Below are 16,143 nucleotides of genomic sequence, written 5' to 3' on the forward strand. Positions count from 1 at the left end.
CAACCCCTTTATAAACAACTGCCAAACAACAACGACAAAAACCCCAAAAAGTAGATCCTGAAACAAGTTCAGGATGACTTCCTTTTTCGTAAAGTCGTCATTCCCGAAGGTCGTAGTCGGGAATCCGTTGTTTGTCGTAGTTGTTCTCTTACGAAACGACAGATCCCCGACTAAATTCCTCGGGGATGACAACCACGGCAACGACAGATCCCGGATAAAAACCTTCCGGGATGACGGCACCCTGCGGGTGGCCGACCTTTTCCCCCTCTTTTGACTAATGGAGCCACACTCTTTTTGTAATGTCGCAAACAAACACAACAGCAACAATACATAAAACAAGGCCGTTATAAAAATGGGGGGCATTCTGAACTTGTTTCAGAATCTACCGATTGTGTTGTTTGGCTTCTGTATTGTCGTTGCCGTCATCCTGGACTAGCGGGCTGCAAGGTTTTCAGAATCTACATCTTGGGTTGTTTGGTGTGTTGTTATTAAAAAGTCATACTGGAAGGGTTGCTGGCGCGGAGCGTTCCAGTATCCGTTGTTTTCCTTTTTTTATAACACCAGATCCTGGACTACAACTTTCCAAGATGACGGCAACAACAAGTTCAGGAGGACCTCTTATTCAATTTCCACACCCAAGCAAGGGGCTTGACTTTTCCCCACTAACGCAAAAGCCCCCGGATAATTTTTTATCCGGGGGTAATCCTCTCAAATAAACCTATTTTTTAATGCGCGCGCAAAAAGGCTTGCGCTTCCTCGCGCGTTTTTACTTCGCCCGCCCATTGCGCCTGACGAACACGGTCCAACGCGCCCGAAATGCGCCGCCCTGCAAGGCCCAAATCTTTCAGTTCACGCCCGCGCACAAAGCACGGCTCCAACGCCATTGGCGGCAGGCCGGGAAGTACCGCGTTTAAAATTTCCTTTTGCAAGGGAGACAACGAACCCAAGGGGCTCATTTTTTCGCGTGTTACTTTCCACGCGCCTAAAATTTCTTGCGAAAATTCCTTCGGCAAGTGTAGCGAGCGCAAAAAGTCCTCGCCACTTGCGCCCAAGGTGCATACCAAAATGCCCATACGCTCCTGCACATCCTGCGTGCGGAGCAACGCGTCGTGCCATTGGAGGCCCGGCCAAGCAAATTTGAGCATATCGTACTTTTCCATTAAGAGGAAAATATTTTTGATTTTCTCTTCTTTCAGCACCTTTAAAAATTCGCGGCTGAAACGCTCCCGCGTCAGAAGCAGTAAATATTCCCCCTTCACGGCTTCGCGCAATAAACGCTCGGTTTTGGGGGCCAATTTCCACCCGAACCGCACCGCAAAACGCGCAGCACGCAGCATACGCGTAGGGTCGTCCAAAAAACTTTTATCGTGTAAAATGCGGATAATGCCGTTATCAATATCCTTTTGGGAGCCAAACGCATCGTATGTCTGCCCAAAGGTATCGGGCAAAATGGAAAAGCACCAAGCGTTTACGGTAAAATCGCGGCGGAAGAGGTCGTCCTTTACCTTGGGCGAGAACTCCACCTCCGGCAACGCTCCGGGATACGGGTATTTTTCCTTGCGCATACGGACCATATCAAATTTAAGCCCGTCTGCCATATTCACGCGGAACGTGCCGAATTGCGAAAATTTCCGTTTTCCTCCCCCCCATTGTTTTACGCAGAACCCGGCTACGGATTCCTGGTTGCCGCTAAAAGTAAGGTCAATATCCAGCGTGGGACGCTTTAAGTAAAAATCGCGCACTGCACCGCCAGCCACCCAGGCCGAAAGGCCCAGTTTTTTGGCGTAGGCTCCCACGGAGTATAACTGTTCCCGGTATTTTTTAGGTATATTGGGGGAGAGGTTTATATTCATAGCACCATTGGCGGCTTCGCGCCGTCCTCGCTCATCCGGTCAGCGAAGTTGCGAAGCAGGGTGCTGTTCAGGCCGCTCTTTAACACCTTGGCGGCGGCCACGGCGTATTCGTTGGCCGACTGGTTTTTGGTTGGCGTGGGCACATAAAACGGAAAATGATGTTCCCGCGCATAAGACGGCTTCAAACGCGTTACCGCAAACCCCTGCGCGGCGGAGGCGGCCGCCACGGCTTCGGATTCGTAGGACGCTTCTTCGTCCGCCTGCAAAAGCAGTTTTAATTCTTCCAGCCCGAAAACGGACACGGGCGGATAATCCATATTTAATTGCTTTAACAAAACGTGTTTAATGGTTTCGTAATCGTCCCGCATACGCTTGGCCAGTTCGGGCTCGCGCTGGCGGTCTTTTTCGGAAAAAACAAATACCAAAATTTCGGCCGGGGCGTCAAAATAAATTAAATCACCGTCGTGGTGAAAGAACTCGCCGCACTCGGGGCAACGTACCAAATTTAATTCTCCGCCCATAACGGCGGTTTTCAAATCGGGGTCTTGGTCCGCCCGGATGAGCGACCAGTATTCTACATCAAAAGGTTCACACTTGTGGGGACAATGCGCCGTCCCTTCGTTTTTAATAGATTTCATATGTATAATTTAGCATAAATTGGCGCGGACGGTCATTTTTGCAGGGGAAAAAATTTAATTAGTTTAGCAATTTGATAAAATAAAGATAGGGCCCCGTTAGCTCAACTGGATAGAGTACCGGTCTTCGGAACCGAGGATACGAGTTCAAATCTCGTGCGGGGCAGTTTTCTTTCTAAAATGGTTTGCTCCGTTGTTGCTCGTCCGGTCGGACACCTCCGCGCTACCGCGCGGCCCTGCACAGTGTACCTCCCTCCTCGCGCCTAGAATCAAAGCCATTTTATTTTGAAAACACTTCCAGGTTGTGGCGGTATTTTTCCTTTGCTTGTGCGGGGCAGTTTTCCGCTTAAAATGGTTTGCTTTGACTTCCTTGCCTTTCGCTAAGCAAAGCCTTCTTTTTACCTATATATATTCCTATACATAAAAATTTGGTAAAATAAAAGTATCTAAATTTGCAGTAAGGAGCGCACCTATGGGTGGACATTCGCATTGGGCCGGCATTAAACACAAAAAGGCCCTCGTTGATGCCAAAAAAGGCAAAGTATTTACTAAAATTTTAAGAGAAATCACCATCGCCGCAAAAATGAGCGGCGGTAACCCGGACCAGAACCCCCGCTTGCGTAAAGCCGTGGACGACGCCCGCGCCGCCAATATGCCGTTTGATAACGTCAAACGCGCCATTATGAAAGGTACCGGCCAGTTGCCCGGCGTTTCGTACGAAGAAATCACTTACGAAGGCTACGGCCCCGGTTCCGTGGCGGTCATCGTGGAATGCACCACGGACAATAAAAACCGCACTTTCTCGGAAATCCGCAAAATCTTCACCAGCCACGGCGGCAACACCGGCACCGCGGGCTGCGTGTCCTATATGTTCAAAAACAAAGGGATGATTGTCGTTAAGAAGGAAGACATTTCCGAAGACGATTTGATGAACTTGGCCTTGGAAGCCGGTGCCGAAGACGTCCGCACCGTGGGCGACGTGTACGAAGTTATCACCAACCCGGATATGAACGAATTGGAAGCCGTCAAAAAAGCCATTGAAGCCAAAGGCATTACGCCCGAATCGGCCGATCTGACGATGATTCCAGATACCGAAGTCAGCATTACCGACGAACATACCGCCGAAACGCTGATGAATATGCTTGAAGCGTTGGACGATCACGACGATACCAAAAACGTCTATGATAACTCCAACATTGACGAAGCCATTATGGCTAAGTTAGAAGCCAAATAAGAGGCCTCTTGCAAGAGCATACGACCACAGTTTTAGGTATAGACCCTGGTTTAGACAGAACGGGATGGGCAATCCTCACACGGAACGCCCGTTCCGTTTTGTCTTTACGGGCTTGTGGGCTCATCCATACCGGGGCCGACCAAGAACTGCCCAAACGCCTTTCCTATATTTTTGACGAACTGACCAAAATTTTGCAAACCTACGCCCCCAACCAAGTGGCTATGGAGCAAAACTTCTTTTTAAAGCGCGCAACCACTATGGCCAACACGGTAATGACGCGCGGCGTGATTATTTTGGCGTGCGAGCAGGCAAAAAAACAAATTACCTTTTATCCGCCCAAGCGCGTCAAACTGATGATTTGCGGCACAGGCACCGCTGACAAAAAGCAAGTTCAGCGTATGGTGCAACTTACGCTCCATTTGGACAAAGCCCCGTCGCCGGACGACACCGCCGACGCGGTGGCTATCGGCATTTGCCATTTAAAAACGGCCCCGCTTAACAATATGATTAACGTAAAGGCCGCCTTTTTAGCCAAATTAAAAGCCGCCAAAGAAGCCCAAATCAGTAAAAAACGCTAGTTTATGGAAAACGTCATTTTGGCAGGCGTAACCCTAAAAACCGCCCCGTACGATACCTCTTCGCTGGAAGAATTAAAACGTCTCACCCACACGGCGGGCGGAACAGTTGTCCGCACTTTTCAAATCCGCGTACAGGCCTTTAACCCGGCCACGCTTATCGGCAGCGGCAAAATGGAAGAAATCGCCGAAACGGTCCGTCTGACAAACGCGCAAACGGTCATTTTTGACGACGAAATTTCTCCCGCCCAGCAAAAAAATTTGGAAGAAGTCATCCCCGCCAAGGTGATTGACCGCACTCGGCTAATTTTGGATATTTTCGCCCAGCGCGCCCGCACGCAAGAGGGCAAATTGCAGGTGGAACTGGCGCAGTTAAAATATTTACTCCCACGCCTGGGCGGACAGGGCACCGCGCTAATGCAGCAGAAGGGCGGTATCGGCCTGCGCGGCCCGGGCGAAACAAAGCTGGAATATGACAAACGCCGTCTGCGCCTGCGCATCAGCAAACTGGAAAAGGAAATTGAACAGGTAAAAAAGGAACGCGGCCTGCGCCGTGAACGCCGCACGCAAATTCCCCTGCCGCAGATTGCCATTGTGGGCTACACAAACGCCGGGAAAAGCACCCTTTTAAATGTGCTCACGCGCCAAAATGCCGTGTATGCGGACGATAAACTCTTTGCCACCTTGGACCCGACCACCCGCCGCGTGCATATGCCGGCTGGTGGGGAAATGCTGTTTACGGACACGGTGGGATTTATCCAAAAGTTGCCGCACAGTTTGGTAAGTTCCTTCCGCGCCACCTTGGAGGAAACCTCGTTTGCGGACGTGATTTTGCACGTCCACGACGCTTCATCCCCCCACCGCAACACGCAAGCAAGCACCGTCCGCCAAATCATTACCGACTTGGGCGCGCAGACTATCCCGGTTATTGACGTGTTTAATAAAATTGACCTGCTTCCGCCCGCCCGGTTGGCCCTGCTCCAAGCGCAAAATCCGCAAGGCGTATTTATCAGCGCGGGAAACAAACTGGGGCTTACCGAACTGTTGGAAAAAGTAGAGGAAAATGTGGCGCGCCGCTGGAAATTTCGACGACTAACTTTGGAACCCAAGGCGCGCGGGCTCATCGGCTTTATCTACGGCAAAGCCTTGGTTAGCGGGCAAAAAGAATTGCCGTCCGGCGCCTTGGAATTAACCCTTATGGCCACAGACGGCAATTATCACAGTATCCTAAAAAAACTTACTTCTTTTTAGCGGTTTTGGGGGCCGCCTTTTTGACGACCTCTTTTAACTGGCCGTAACTTTCCAACGGTTGCACATTGGGCGTGTCGCGGTATTCGGTTAATACCCGCCGGATAAATCCCAAGGTCGTGCTTTCGCTAAATCCGTTAAACAAAAAGATTTCACTCCCGTACAGCGCGTAACGCTTGCGGGCGGCTTCGGGCAGTTGGTTCAAAGATTTTGCAGACACAATGCCCACCAGGCCGGACGCGCGTTTTTTGCCGCCGTTATATACGGGTAAAAACACCCCGCCTCCGGAGTTGCCTTTTTCTACGCCAAACCCGGCCGAAAGCCACGGCGCGGCGTTATCGCCAAAGTACAAAATCTGTCTGGGCGAGGAAAGCATTTCAAACGCCCCGCGGGTCCAGCGCGGCACCAAAATATTACTCATCAAAAAATGTTCGTCTTTATCGCTGTAAGCAAGCAGCGGGGCCAAGCGCGGAGTCATCGCGCCGTCCCATTGTTTTTTGAGTAAGGGCGCGGCTTCGGCGGCGGCGCGGTATTCGTCCGCCTCCTCTTCCAACGCCTGCGCCTGCTCAGTCAGTTGGCGGGCAATTTGCGCTTGTCCGTCCGCCGCGTATTGGCGGCTCTGTTCATACAGCCTAGCCGACTCTTTTAAGGCTTCGTCCGTCTTTTTATCCCAAAACGCCTTATCCAAAGAAAGCAGAAAATCCTTTTCCTTTACTTTGCCATACGCATCGTAATAGGCGTATTGTGCCTGCCGGGTGTTAAAATAAATAAGCGCCATATCCCACGCGGGCAGTTCCCCGCGCTTGGGCTGTACGCCGGGCGGAAGGGTGTATTCGTCCTGGTATTCCTCCGGGATAAAAACATTTTTCTGGGAAAGCAACGCCGCCGCACGCGCCGGGCCGACCGCCAGCCACATACGCATTTGGCACGAATAATTTTTGCACGGGCTTACGCAATGGGCCGCCGTCAAAAACCAATTTTTATGGAAGCGCACCGCCTGGCAAGACACGGTTTGCGTTTTGCCCCGCACGGTAAACGTGAGTTCGTATTCCTTTTGGGCATAGTCAAACGCATCCTGTGCAAAAGCGCAAGTTCCCCCAAAAAGGAGTATCATCAAAAGATAAAAACGGAGTTTTTTCATATTGTTAGTATATATAAAAAACCTTTAAAATACCAACGAAACCGCAAATAAGGCCCCTAAATTTAATATAATGAGATATATGATTACTACAATTACTATCCTCGTTTTGTTTAGTTACTTACTCGGGTCCGTCCCGACCGGCTATATGATTGCCAAACACGTTATGGGTATTGATATCCGCCAGCACGGCTCCGGCAACCCCGGCGCGGCCAATGTGTACCGCATTGTAGGCAAATGGGCGGGCATCAGCACGTTTTTAATTGACGGCTTAAAGGGTTTTATCCCGGTGTGCTTGGCACGCCATTTCTGCCCAGATAACTACTGGGTAGCCATTGCGTGCGGCGTAATTGCCATTTTGGGCCATATGTGGACGATTTATTTGAAATTCCGCGGCGGAAAAGGCGTGGCCACCTCGGCGGGCGTATTTGCCGCTTTATTGCCTATCCCTACGGCGATTGCGTTTGCGTCGTTTGTGGTGTGCGTGGCGTTGTGGGGCCGCATTTCTATCGGCTCTATCTGCGCGTGCGTGGTTTTGCCCGTGTGCAGTTTTCTCATCGGCAATCATCCGTTGTCCGTTAATTTAATGGTAACCGCCGTCAGCGCGCTAGTCATTTACAAGCACGTTCCCAACATTAAACGCCTGCTCCAACAAAAGGAATTAAAATTTGAAGACGGCGCCAAAAAGAGAAAAGAAAATGAACATAAATAAAATTACCGTTTTCGGCGCGGGCATTTGGGGCAGCGTAATTGCCCAGCACCTCGCGCGCAAAGGGTACAATGTCAGCCTGTGGGAATACAATGAGCAGTTGCTAAATGTTCTTAAAACAATGGGCAGACACCCCAATATCCCTAACTTCAAAATTCACGACAACATCCGTTTAACGGGCGACGTGGCCGAAGCCGTAAAGGATACCGATTTGATGATTTTCGTCATTTCGTCCAAGGCCATCCGCTCCTTCTGCCGTGAACAGTTAAAGCCGCTTTTAAACGGGTGCGTAGTGCCTGTGGTAAGCGCTTCCAAAGGGATTGAAGACAAATCCTTTAAAACGATTTGCGAACTGATTGAAGAAGAACTACCTCAATTAAAGGACAAAGCCTTGGCGTTCTCCGGCCCGAGTTTTGCGCTGGAAGTGGCGCAGGACGTGCCGACCAAAATTATGCTGGCCGGAAAGGACCCGGCGCTTGTGGACGAAATCCGCGACGTAATGAGCGGGGACCCAATTATTGTGGTGCCGTCCTCCGACAGACGCGGCGTGGAATACGGCGGCGGCATTAAAAATGTGCTCGCCATCGGTTGCGGCGTAATTGACGGTATCGGCGACGGTGCCAACGCCAAAGCGGCCCTTATCACGCAGGCCTTGCAGGAAATGAACGATATCATTACCAGCCAAGGCGGGCAGTCCAACACGGTTTACAGTTTAGCCGGTTTTGGCGACGCGATTTTGACGGGTATGTCCGCCATTTCCCGCAACCGCCGCTTGGGCGAAAAACTGGGCACCGGTTTATCCTTAGAGGAAGCCAAAAAGGAAGTGGGCACCATTGCCGAAGGCGTGAACTCCGTGCAAAGCGTGTACGACATTGCGCGCAAAAACAATTTAAAAACCCCTATCGTGGACGCTATTTGGAAGATTGTCTGCGAAGGCAAAAAACCTTGGGTGCTTTTGCACGCTATGGGATTTACCAACCGGGGCAACAAATAATTTTACCGCTTGGGTTTAACACCCGGCGAAAGACAGGACAGAATATGAATAAGGACGACGTAATCAGACATCTCACCCGGCACGTTTTGGACAAAAAGCAAGCCAAAATGTCCGTGGATAAAGTATTTGAAATTATCAAACACGGCTTAAAGCGCGACGGCAAAGTGGTTATCAGCAATTTCGGTTCCTTCCACTTAAAAACCGCCCGCCCCGTTACCCGCCGCAATCCCAAAACGGGAGATAAGGTGCAAGTGCCCGCCAAGGAAAAGGTGCGCTTTAAACCCTCCGAAAACATTTTAAAGAAATAGTTTTCCTAATATGAAAAGCCCCCGGTTTTGCCGGGGGCTCCTTTTCTAACACAACAAATAATTAGAGCACTTGTTTGAGTTCTACGGGCAAGTTCCGCTTGGCTACGCGCACCACGCTGTGGGTATTGGTCTTTTTATCCATACCAAAAATATTTACGCGGTACAGCACCACCATTTTGCCGTCTTGTTCCACCACATCTTGGATTTCAAACACCTTATCGGGCCAATTCCCCGTGGATTCCAACGTAATAATGTTATCCTTGGCGAAGTTGGCCTGCGGGTATTTGCCACGCGCCACACGCTTAAAGGCTTTGTATTCGTCCGGCGTTTTGATTACACGCACCTGTACGGGCACGCTAATCATAGAGATTTTGCTCTCCTCTTCCGACACTTGCTGGGGCGTGGTAGCGTTGGGGACTATGTGGTCCGCAGAGCCCAAATTAACGGGCGATTTGGGCGTTTTGGGCGTGTTTTCTTCCTCTTCCTGCTGGTTGTTTGCGGGCAGAAAGGTGATTTTTTCCACGCCTTGCATTTTGATATTGGGCAAATGGCTGAGCACGGTGGAAGCGTCCTTATAGTCCTGTGGGGGCTCGTCCTCGCCAGGCAGGTCGGCAGGCCCGGTGGGGTCCGCCAGGTTGACCAGCAATAGCGAACTGCTGCCCGGCACCTCGGCTAACTCCGGCTCCGGCATACGGAAGGAATCCCACACACGCATACACGCCACACCGGCCAAAAATACCAGCACAAACGCGCAAGCCAAATGGATATTGCGTTTATTTTTCATTTTTCTTCTCGTAGTGCGCCGTAATTACGGAGCGCAGGCCGCCGCGGGGCGTAAACACGCCGGTAACGGTGGCTTTTTTCGGTTTGCAGGCCTTTACCACATCGTCCAAAATTTTATTGGCGGTGTTTTCCATAAAAATACCCATATCGCGGTATTCCAACAAATAATATTTAAGGGATTTGAGTTCCAGGCACAGTTCGTCCGGGATGTATTCAATCGTAATTACGCCAAAGTCCGGCAAGCCCGTTTTGGGGCAGACCGAAGTAAATTCCGGCAATTCAATTTTAATGTCGTAATCGCGCTTATACTGGTTGGGCCAGCATTGGATTTCCGGCAAGACGGCATCCGCATTTTTGCGGGCGTGTGCAGTAGTGTAACCAAAGTCAATATCGTTAGTGTGTGTCATTTTATGTTAAGCATCCTTGTTGAATTTAAAAAGACGAGCCCGGCCACGGCCAACGCGCCACCGACAATCCACGTCCACCCGGCTTGGGGCATAAACCACACCAGCCCCGCACAGCCTGCAAACGTAATCAGTACGGCCAGCAATACATTAACCGTTATAATCCGGTGCAACTTCTTATTTATTTTAAATAAATCGGCCACCGGGTACAAGTCCCGGCTTTTAATTAATACGTCCACCCAGTTATTATATACGTTGCGGCCCGAAGCATACACCACCCCCGCATCGGCCCGCAGTAAGGCAATAATATCGTTAAAACCGTCCCCCACCATCAGCACACGCTTGCCTAAGGCGCGCAAGTTGGAGATAATTTCCGCCTTGGTTTTGGGCAAGACATTGGCATTTACTTTTTCAATGCCCGCTTCTTTGGCAATCGCGGCAACAGACGATTCGTTATCGCCGGACACCAAAATAACCTCCTTGCCAAGTGATTTTAAGAAAGCAATTAATTCTTTGGCCCCCGGGCGCAGTTCATCGGCCAGCGTTAAATAGCCCATATATTTGCCGTTTTTGGCTACGCAAATGACGGCTTCGTCCGCACGGGCGATTTTGGCCGCCGTTTTAATGTTTTGCTCCTCTAACCATTGGGTCCGGCCCGCCAAAATTTTATCCTCACCGCTAGTGGCCGATACGCCCAGGCCCGGCAGAACGTCAAAGCACAAAAGCGGCTTGGGCGCGGCTTTGTGCTCCTTGGAGCACGCGGTTACGGCATCGGCAAACGGGCCGTCCACCAGTTGCTCGGCGGTAGCGACCGTTTCCAACAACTGGCGCTGGGAAACTTTTTTAGCCGGATAAATGCCCGACACGCGCAATTCCCCATAAGTAAGCGTACCCGTTTTATCAAAAAACACGGTATCGGCGCGGACAATTTCGTCCAGGGCGTAAATATTTTGCAATTTGATTTTTTTCGTGCGCGCGCCGCTGCGGGCAAAAAAAGCCGGGGAAACCGCCGCAAACACCAGCGCGGCCGGGCTGGCAACCGCCAACACAAAAAGTAAAACGCCTAAATACAAAAACCACTCACTGGTGCCTTTTGTATAAAGTATGGACGCATAAGCCCCCGCCGCCAACAGTATGGCAAGCGGTAGCACCCAGCAGGCAAAGCCGTCCAGCGCGCTTTTAAAACCGCTACGCGCGAGTTCGCTCTTTTTTATGGCGGACACCACGCTCATTAACGCGGAAGCGGATAAAACCTCGGTAACTTCTACATAAATTTCCGCCGATTTATTAAGCGTACCCGCAAATACGCGGCTGCCCGCATTTTTGGACGTGGGCAACATATTGCCCGTAATTAATTGCTCGTCAATGGAGGTTTTGCCTTGTTTGACGACTCCGTCCGCGGGCAAGCGTTCGCCGGGTTTTACAAAAATCAGGTCGCCTTTTTTTAGTTCCCCCGCAAAGACTTTTTTGAAACTGCGCCCCACGCACAAGCGGCCCGATTTGGGCAAAAAATCGTCCAGTTTTTTAACAAACACGCGAGAGCGTTCCTTTTCCTTTACCAGGCGGCGTTCCGCCCATAAGGATAGCGTAATAAAAAGCGAGGTATATAAGTACAAATCCGGCACCGGGCCAAAAAGCGGAACCGTTAAAAATACGTTTAACGCCGAATATAATAGCCCCGAAGTCGTGCAAACCGCCGCCAAAACCGCCCAGGAAATCCGCCCTTTCCAAATATCTTTTAGCGCGGTGCGTAAAAATACATCCGCGCAAAACAGATAGTTCATCAAACACAAAATAAAAATGCCCACGTCCGCGTGGCGGAACGTGAGCGAAAACAAAATAAGCACCAAAAAGCAGGCGGATAAGAAAAAACGGTATGTGTAAGCCTTAGACGGCACCGAAAGCGCCGCCGAAACCGGGCGGGAAGACTTACGCAGTAGCACGCTCATACCTTACCGCGGGAAGAACCGCGCCGCCAACACTCTTTCGCGCCCTTGTTCAGTGCGCATCATTTGAATTTTGGCATCGTATTTGGCCGCATTGGCCGGGTCCAACTTTTTGGCAACCATATAGTTGGCCGTTGCGGCAATGGGGTCCTCTACCGCCAGCATATCGCCCATTAAATCATACGTCGGTACATACTGGCTGGACAGTTCCTTGGCTTTTACCAAAAGGCCCAAGGCATAATCCTTTTCGCCCTTGCGGTACATCAAATCGCCCATATAATAATAGGCCAGCGCATAGGTAGGCTTAATGGTTACGGCTTCTTCCAAATCGGCATATGCATTGGCGGGGTAGCCCATTTTGATAAACGCGCGGGCACGCTCCAAGTACGGGCGGGCGTTATCGGGGTCCAAGGACATCATATACGTATAATCGTCCACCGCCGACTCATATTGTCCCATAGCAAAATAAGTAAGCCCGCGGTTTAAGAACAAAAGGGGTTCATCTTGGCGGAGTTTAAACGCACTGTTAAAATCGGCCAAGGCGGAAGAAGTGCGGCCCAAGCGGTAATACGCTAGCGCGCGGTTCATATACGCCGTAAAATAGCGCGGATTGCGGGCCAAGGCTTCGGTTAAATAAAAAGCGGCGTCCATATTGCGCCCCGTATCTACATAAAGCGCGCCCAAGTTGTTATATGTTTCGGGCAAATTGGGGTTTACCTCTATGGATTTTAAATAATCCCGCTCCGCAAACGAACGGTTCTTCGCGCGTTCCTGCGCGTTTTTGACGGGTAAACGCTCCCATAATAAGCCTCTGTTGGCCAAGGCGGCGGCGTTTTCGGGGTTTTGTTTTAGTAGGCGGGTATAGAGTTGGATAGCCTGCGTGAAATTTCCCTTAGAGGTAGCCAGTTGGGCTTCCTTAAATAAACGCGTGTCGCTGCTGCAAGCCGCGGCCAATAGCAAGGCCGCCAAAACGATACATACTTTCTTCATTTAGCCTCCCGTTTGGGTGCGTGAAAAAATAAGGATAATACAAATAAGCACGCCCCAATGGTAATGAAAGAGTCCGCCACGTTAAACACGGGCCAAACCCGAAAATCCAAAAAGTCCACTACAAAGCCTAACGTTATTCTATCATAAAGATTGCCCAGCGCACCTGCCAAAATGAAGACAGCCCCCCATTTGACGAGTTTTCCGTGCTCCGTCAGGTCCTTCCAACTAAATACAATATACGCAATCACGGCCAGCATTACAAAAATTAACGCAAAGTTGCCGTTTTGCATCATACCAAAGGCCGCGCCCGTATTTTCCACATACCGTAAGTGGAAAAACGGGCACAGTTCCAAAGGTTTTTCAATCAGCAGGCGCAAGGCCAGTACCTTGGTCAGACGGTCCAAGAATAAAATTCCGGCCGCACTCCACAGCACCGCTTTGTTCTGCCTGCACCAAGTAAGGGCGGCTTTAAACCCCTTACGCACCAACTTTTTCCTCGCTGTCCACGCAAATATGCTCTTTTTCCAGCACGCCAGCACAGCGGGCGCACAAGTCGGCATAGTGGGCGTTGGAACCAACATCTTCCTTCCATTGCCAGCAGCGGGCGCATTTATGCCCGGCGGCGTGTTCGCAAGAGACCGTCAGTTCGTCCTCGCCGTCTGCAATTTCCACCGCGGACACAATGGCGATTTCCGGCCACAAGTCCTTAGTTTCCTGCAAGAAAGCCTTCATTTCCGGCTTAGACGTTTTAAAAATGACCTTGGCTTCCAACGAGGAGCCAATCACACCTTTTTGGCGGGCATCTTCCAACACCTTTTGCACGGTTTCGCGCACGCGGCGGATTTTGTTCCACTTTTCTTCCAGTTTTACATCCGGAATCAGCGAAGCGTTCGCCGGCATATTAGAAAGGAAAATGCTCTGCGGCAAGTCGCGCCCCAAGGCGGTTTTGCGCAGTTCCTGCCAGGCTTCTTCGGCCGTGAAGGAAAGCACGGGCGCCATTAATTGCAACAACGTTACCGCAATTTCCGCCAGTACGGTTTGCGCACTGCGGCGCGCCGGAGACGAAGCCCCCAGCGTATATAAGCGGTCCTTGGACGCATCCAACATAAAGGAGGACAAATCCAAAATACAGAAATCCGTAATGGCACGCATTGCACGGCGGAAGTTAAATTCCTCGTACCCGGCGTGGACTTCTTGGATTAAGGCGTCCAAGCGGCCCAGCATATAGCGGTCCATTTCGGCTAAATCTTTGCCCGCCACCTTGTGCAAGGCCGGGTCGTAATCGGACAAGTTGCCCAGCGCATAGCGCACCGTGTTGCGGATTTTGCGGTAGGTATCAATCGGCCCGCCCAAAATTTCGTCCGAAATGCGCACATCGCCTTGGTAATCGGCAAACGACACCCACAAGCGCAAGATATCAGCGCCGTATTTGTTGATTACATCTTCGGGGTCCACGCTGTTGCCCAAGGATTTGTGCATCGGGCGGCCCTGCTGGTCCAGCACCATACCGTGCGTTAAAATGGTTTTAAAGGGAGCGGTGCCTTCCAGCGTGAAGGACGGAATATAGGAACTTTGGAACCAACCGCGGTGCTGGTCGGACCCTTCGGAATACACATCCGCCGGGAAATCCAAGCCGCGGTCCTTTAACACCGCCGCCCAAGATACACCGGAATCCAACCACACATCCAAGATGTCGGTTTCCTTTCTAAATTCGTGGCAGCCGCAATCACAATGATAATCTTCCGGCATTAATTTTTCCACCGGGTCAGTAAACCAAAAATCGGAACCTTCGGCCATTGCGCGCTTTTTGATAAAGGCAAACAAGTCGTGGTTGACTTGGGCTTTGCCGCATTTTTTACAATATAGAATCGTTACGGGCGTACCCCAGAAGCGCTGGCGGGACAAGCACCAATCCGGGCGCAGGCCAATCATAGAGCGCATACGTTCCTCGCCGCCGGCGGGGTAGAATTTGACGTTGGAGAGATTGTCCATTAATTTCTGGCGCAAACCGTCCTTGTCAATGCTCATAAACCATTGTTCCGTGGCGCGGAAGATAATCGGGTTGTGGCAGCGCCAGCAATGCGGATAACTGTGCGTAATTTCCTGCTCTTTAATGAGCGCGCCGATTTCGTCCAATTTTTTAACCATTAACGGGTTGGCTTCAAAGACGTGCATCCCTTCAAAAATGCCCGCGTCCTTGGTGTAGCACCCCTTTTCATCCACGGGGCAGAAAGTTTCCAGGCCCCATTGTTTGCCGGCGCGGAAGTCGTCTTCGCCGTGGCCGGGCGCGATATGCACAATACCCGTACCCGCATCCATCGTTACAAAGTCGGTCCAAATAATCGGGTTTTCCTTATGCGTAAGCGGGTGGAAATATTTCATCCCTACCAAATTAGCACCAGGCACTTTGCCCGCTTGGGTGCAATCCAAGCCGGACACCTTCAAAAATTCTTCCGCCAACTTTTCAGCCAAAATGTAATATTCCTGCGTGTTGGAATCCTGCAAAATTACATAATCTTCGGTATTGGAAACCGCCGCCGCCATATTGGACGGAATCGTCCACGGCGTAGTAGTCCAAATCACCAGGCTAACCGGCTTTTCGTAATTCAGGTTGCCCAACACTTCTTTATTGGGATTGGCCAATTTAAAGCGCAAATAAATAGAAGAGGATTTAACGTCCTTGTATTCGGTTTCCGCATCGGCGAGGGCCGTTTCGCAATGTGCACACCAAGTAATTGTTTTTTGGCCCTTATAGACGTAGCCCTTTTCAATCAAATCCAAGAATACGCCAATCGTAATACCCTCGTAACGCGGGGACATCGTCAAATACGGGTTATCCCAATCGCCCTGCACGCCCAAGCGTTTGAAGCCTTGGCGTTGGATATCAATAAATTTAGCCGCAAAGGCGCGCGCTTTTTTGCGGAAGGCAGGCACATCGGTAATGTGCTTTTTATCTTGTTTTAATTCCTTTAAAAGCGCCTGTTCAATCGGCAGGCCGTGGCAGTCCCACCCCGGCACATACGGCGTATAATAGCCGGACATAGAGCGGCTTTTTAAAATAATATCCTTAATGGTTTTATCAAGCGCGTGGCCGATGTGAATTTTCCCGTTGGCGTAGGGCGGGCCGTCGTGCAAAACAAAGTGTCTGCCGGCCTCGTTCTTTTTGAGCATTGCTTCGTACAAATGGATAGATTTCCAAAAGTCCAAAATTTTGGGTTCTTTTTGCGCCAAACCGGCACGCATCGGGAAGTCCGTCTTGGGTAACAAAACGGTATGGGAATACTTATTTTTTGCCATTGAAAAATTCACTCCAATATATAAGGATA

The 16,143-nt window shown here is 50.6% G+C and carries 16 protein-coding genes and 1 tRNA gene; 8 read left to right on the forward strand and 9 right to left on the reverse strand.

Translation table 11 applies throughout. The annotated features are described in order from the left end of the window. The first annotated feature begins 73 nt into the window (after positions 1–73). The gene (locus tag B2118_RS00950; RefSeq protein ID WP_428052526.1) at positions 74–274 is read left to right on the forward strand and encodes a hypothetical protein; all 201 of its coding nucleotides are present in this window, start codon (positions 74–76) and stop codon (positions 272–274) included. 451 nt (positions 275–725) lie between these two features. On the opposite strand, the gene B2118_RS00955 is transcribed toward B2118_RS00950, so the two are convergent. Both B2118_RS00955 and B2118_RS00960 read right to left on the reverse strand, forming a co-directional pair. Continuing rightward, positions 726–1,853 carry a hypothetical protein gene (locus tag B2118_RS00955; protein WP_428052528.1) on the reverse strand — a complete coding sequence of 376 codons (1,128 nt, stop codon included), beginning with the start codon at positions 1,851–1,853 and terminating at the stop codon, positions 726–728. After that, positions 1,850–2,491: a CpXC domain-containing protein gene (locus tag B2118_RS00960; protein ID WP_428052530.1), complete on the reverse strand. Its 642-nt coding sequence runs from the start codon at positions 2,489–2,491 to the stop codon at positions 1,850–1,852. The genes B2118_RS00955 and B2118_RS00960 overlap by 4 nt, the downstream gene beginning before the upstream one ends. Positions 2,492–2,581: 90 nt before the next feature. Between B2118_RS00960 and B2118_RS00965 the strand changes: the two genes are divergently transcribed. From B2118_RS00965 to hflX, 4 genes are all read left to right on the forward strand, one after another. Beyond that, positions 2,582–2,654: transfer RNA gene (locus B2118_RS00965), tRNA-Arg, on the forward strand. Positions 2,655–2,960: 306 nt separating this feature from the next. After that, on the forward strand, positions 2,961–3,722 hold the full coding sequence (locus tag B2118_RS00970) for a YebC/PmpR family DNA-binding transcriptional regulator (protein WP_428052531.1): 762 nt from the start codon (positions 2,961–2,963) through the stop codon (positions 3,720–3,722). 8 nt (positions 3,723–3,730) lie between these two features. Beyond that, positions 3,731–4,300: a crossover junction endodeoxyribonuclease RuvC gene (ruvC, locus tag B2118_RS00975; protein WP_428052533.1), complete on the forward strand. Its 570-nt coding sequence runs from the start codon at positions 3,731–3,733 to the stop codon at positions 4,298–4,300. Positions 4,301–4,303: 3 nt separating this feature from the next. Beyond that, on the forward strand, positions 4,304–5,548 hold the full coding sequence (hflX, locus tag B2118_RS00980) for a GTPase HflX (RefSeq protein WP_428052535.1): 1,245 nt from the start codon (positions 4,304–4,306) through the stop codon (positions 5,546–5,548). On the opposite strand, the gene B2118_RS00985 is transcribed toward hflX, so the two are convergent. Continuing rightward, on the reverse strand, positions 5,535–6,686 hold the full coding sequence (locus B2118_RS00985; RefSeq protein WP_428052537.1) for a hypothetical protein: 1,152 nt from the start codon (positions 6,684–6,686) through the stop codon (positions 5,535–5,537). The genes hflX and B2118_RS00985 overlap by 14 nt on opposite strands. Before the next feature lie 79 nt (positions 6,687–6,765). Here B2118_RS00985 and plsY point away from each other — a divergent pair, with 79 nt between their 5' ends. Genes plsY through B2118_RS01000 form a run of 3 tightly spaced genes read left to right on the forward strand, consistent with a single transcriptional unit; the run spans position 6,766 to position 8,694 of the window. Then, the gene (gene plsY, locus B2118_RS00990) at positions 6,766–7,395 is read left to right on the forward strand and encodes a glycerol-3-phosphate 1-O-acyltransferase PlsY (protein ID WP_428052539.1); all 630 of its coding nucleotides are present in this window, start codon (positions 6,766–6,768) and stop codon (positions 7,393–7,395) included. Beyond that, a complete protein-coding gene (locus tag B2118_RS00995) occupies positions 7,382–8,386 on the forward strand; it encodes an NAD(P)H-dependent glycerol-3-phosphate dehydrogenase (protein WP_428052541.1) in 1,005 nt (334 codons plus the stop codon). Before plsY ends, B2118_RS00995 begins: the two co-directional genes overlap by 14 nt. Before the next feature lie 44 nt (positions 8,387–8,430). Continuing rightward, positions 8,431–8,694, forward strand: a complete 264-nt coding sequence (locus tag B2118_RS01000; RefSeq protein ID WP_177748310.1) for an HU family DNA-binding protein — start codon at positions 8,431–8,433, stop codon at positions 8,692–8,694. 61 nt (positions 8,695–8,755) lie between these two features. Here the strand turns inward: B2118_RS01000 and B2118_RS01005 are convergent, their stop codons facing one another. Genes B2118_RS01005 through ileS form a run of 6 tightly spaced genes read right to left on the reverse strand, consistent with a single transcriptional unit; the run spans position 8,756 to position 16,114 of the window. Further along, a complete protein-coding gene (locus B2118_RS01005; RefSeq protein WP_428052543.1) occupies positions 8,756–9,478 on the reverse strand; it encodes a hypothetical protein in 723 nt (240 codons plus the stop codon). Then, on the reverse strand, positions 9,468–9,884 hold the full coding sequence (gene queF / locus B2118_RS01010) for a preQ(1) synthase (protein WP_428052545.1): 417 nt from the start codon (positions 9,882–9,884) through the stop codon (positions 9,468–9,470). Before queF ends, B2118_RS01005 begins: the two co-directional genes overlap by 11 nt. Next, entirely contained in the window at positions 9,881–11,830 is a 1,950-nt protein-coding gene (locus tag B2118_RS01015) for a heavy metal translocating P-type ATPase (RefSeq protein ID WP_428052547.1), read from the reverse strand. Before B2118_RS01015 ends, queF begins: the two co-directional genes overlap by 4 nt. Before the next feature lie 3 nt (positions 11,831–11,833). Beyond that, on the reverse strand, positions 11,834–12,817 hold the full coding sequence (locus tag B2118_RS01020) for a tetratricopeptide repeat protein (protein ID WP_428052549.1): 984 nt from the start codon (positions 12,815–12,817) through the stop codon (positions 11,834–11,836). After that, a complete protein-coding gene (lspA, locus tag B2118_RS01025; RefSeq protein ID WP_428052551.1) occupies positions 12,814–13,302 on the reverse strand; it encodes a signal peptidase II in 489 nt (162 codons plus the stop codon). The genes B2118_RS01020 and lspA overlap by 4 nt, the downstream gene beginning before the upstream one ends. Beyond that, positions 13,295–16,114, reverse strand: coding sequence for an isoleucine--tRNA ligase (gene ileS / locus B2118_RS01030; RefSeq protein WP_428052553.1), 2,820 nt, complete (start codon positions 16,112–16,114; stop codon positions 13,295–13,297). The genes lspA and ileS overlap by 8 nt, the downstream gene beginning before the upstream one ends. Positions 16,115–16,143: the final 29 nt, after the last annotated feature.

The sequence above is a fragment of the Candidatus Avelusimicrobium stercoris genome, from assembly GCF_002437085.1.
Lineage (GTDB): Bacteria > Elusimicrobiota > Elusimicrobia > Elusimicrobiales > Elusimicrobiaceae > Avelusimicrobium > Avelusimicrobium stercoris.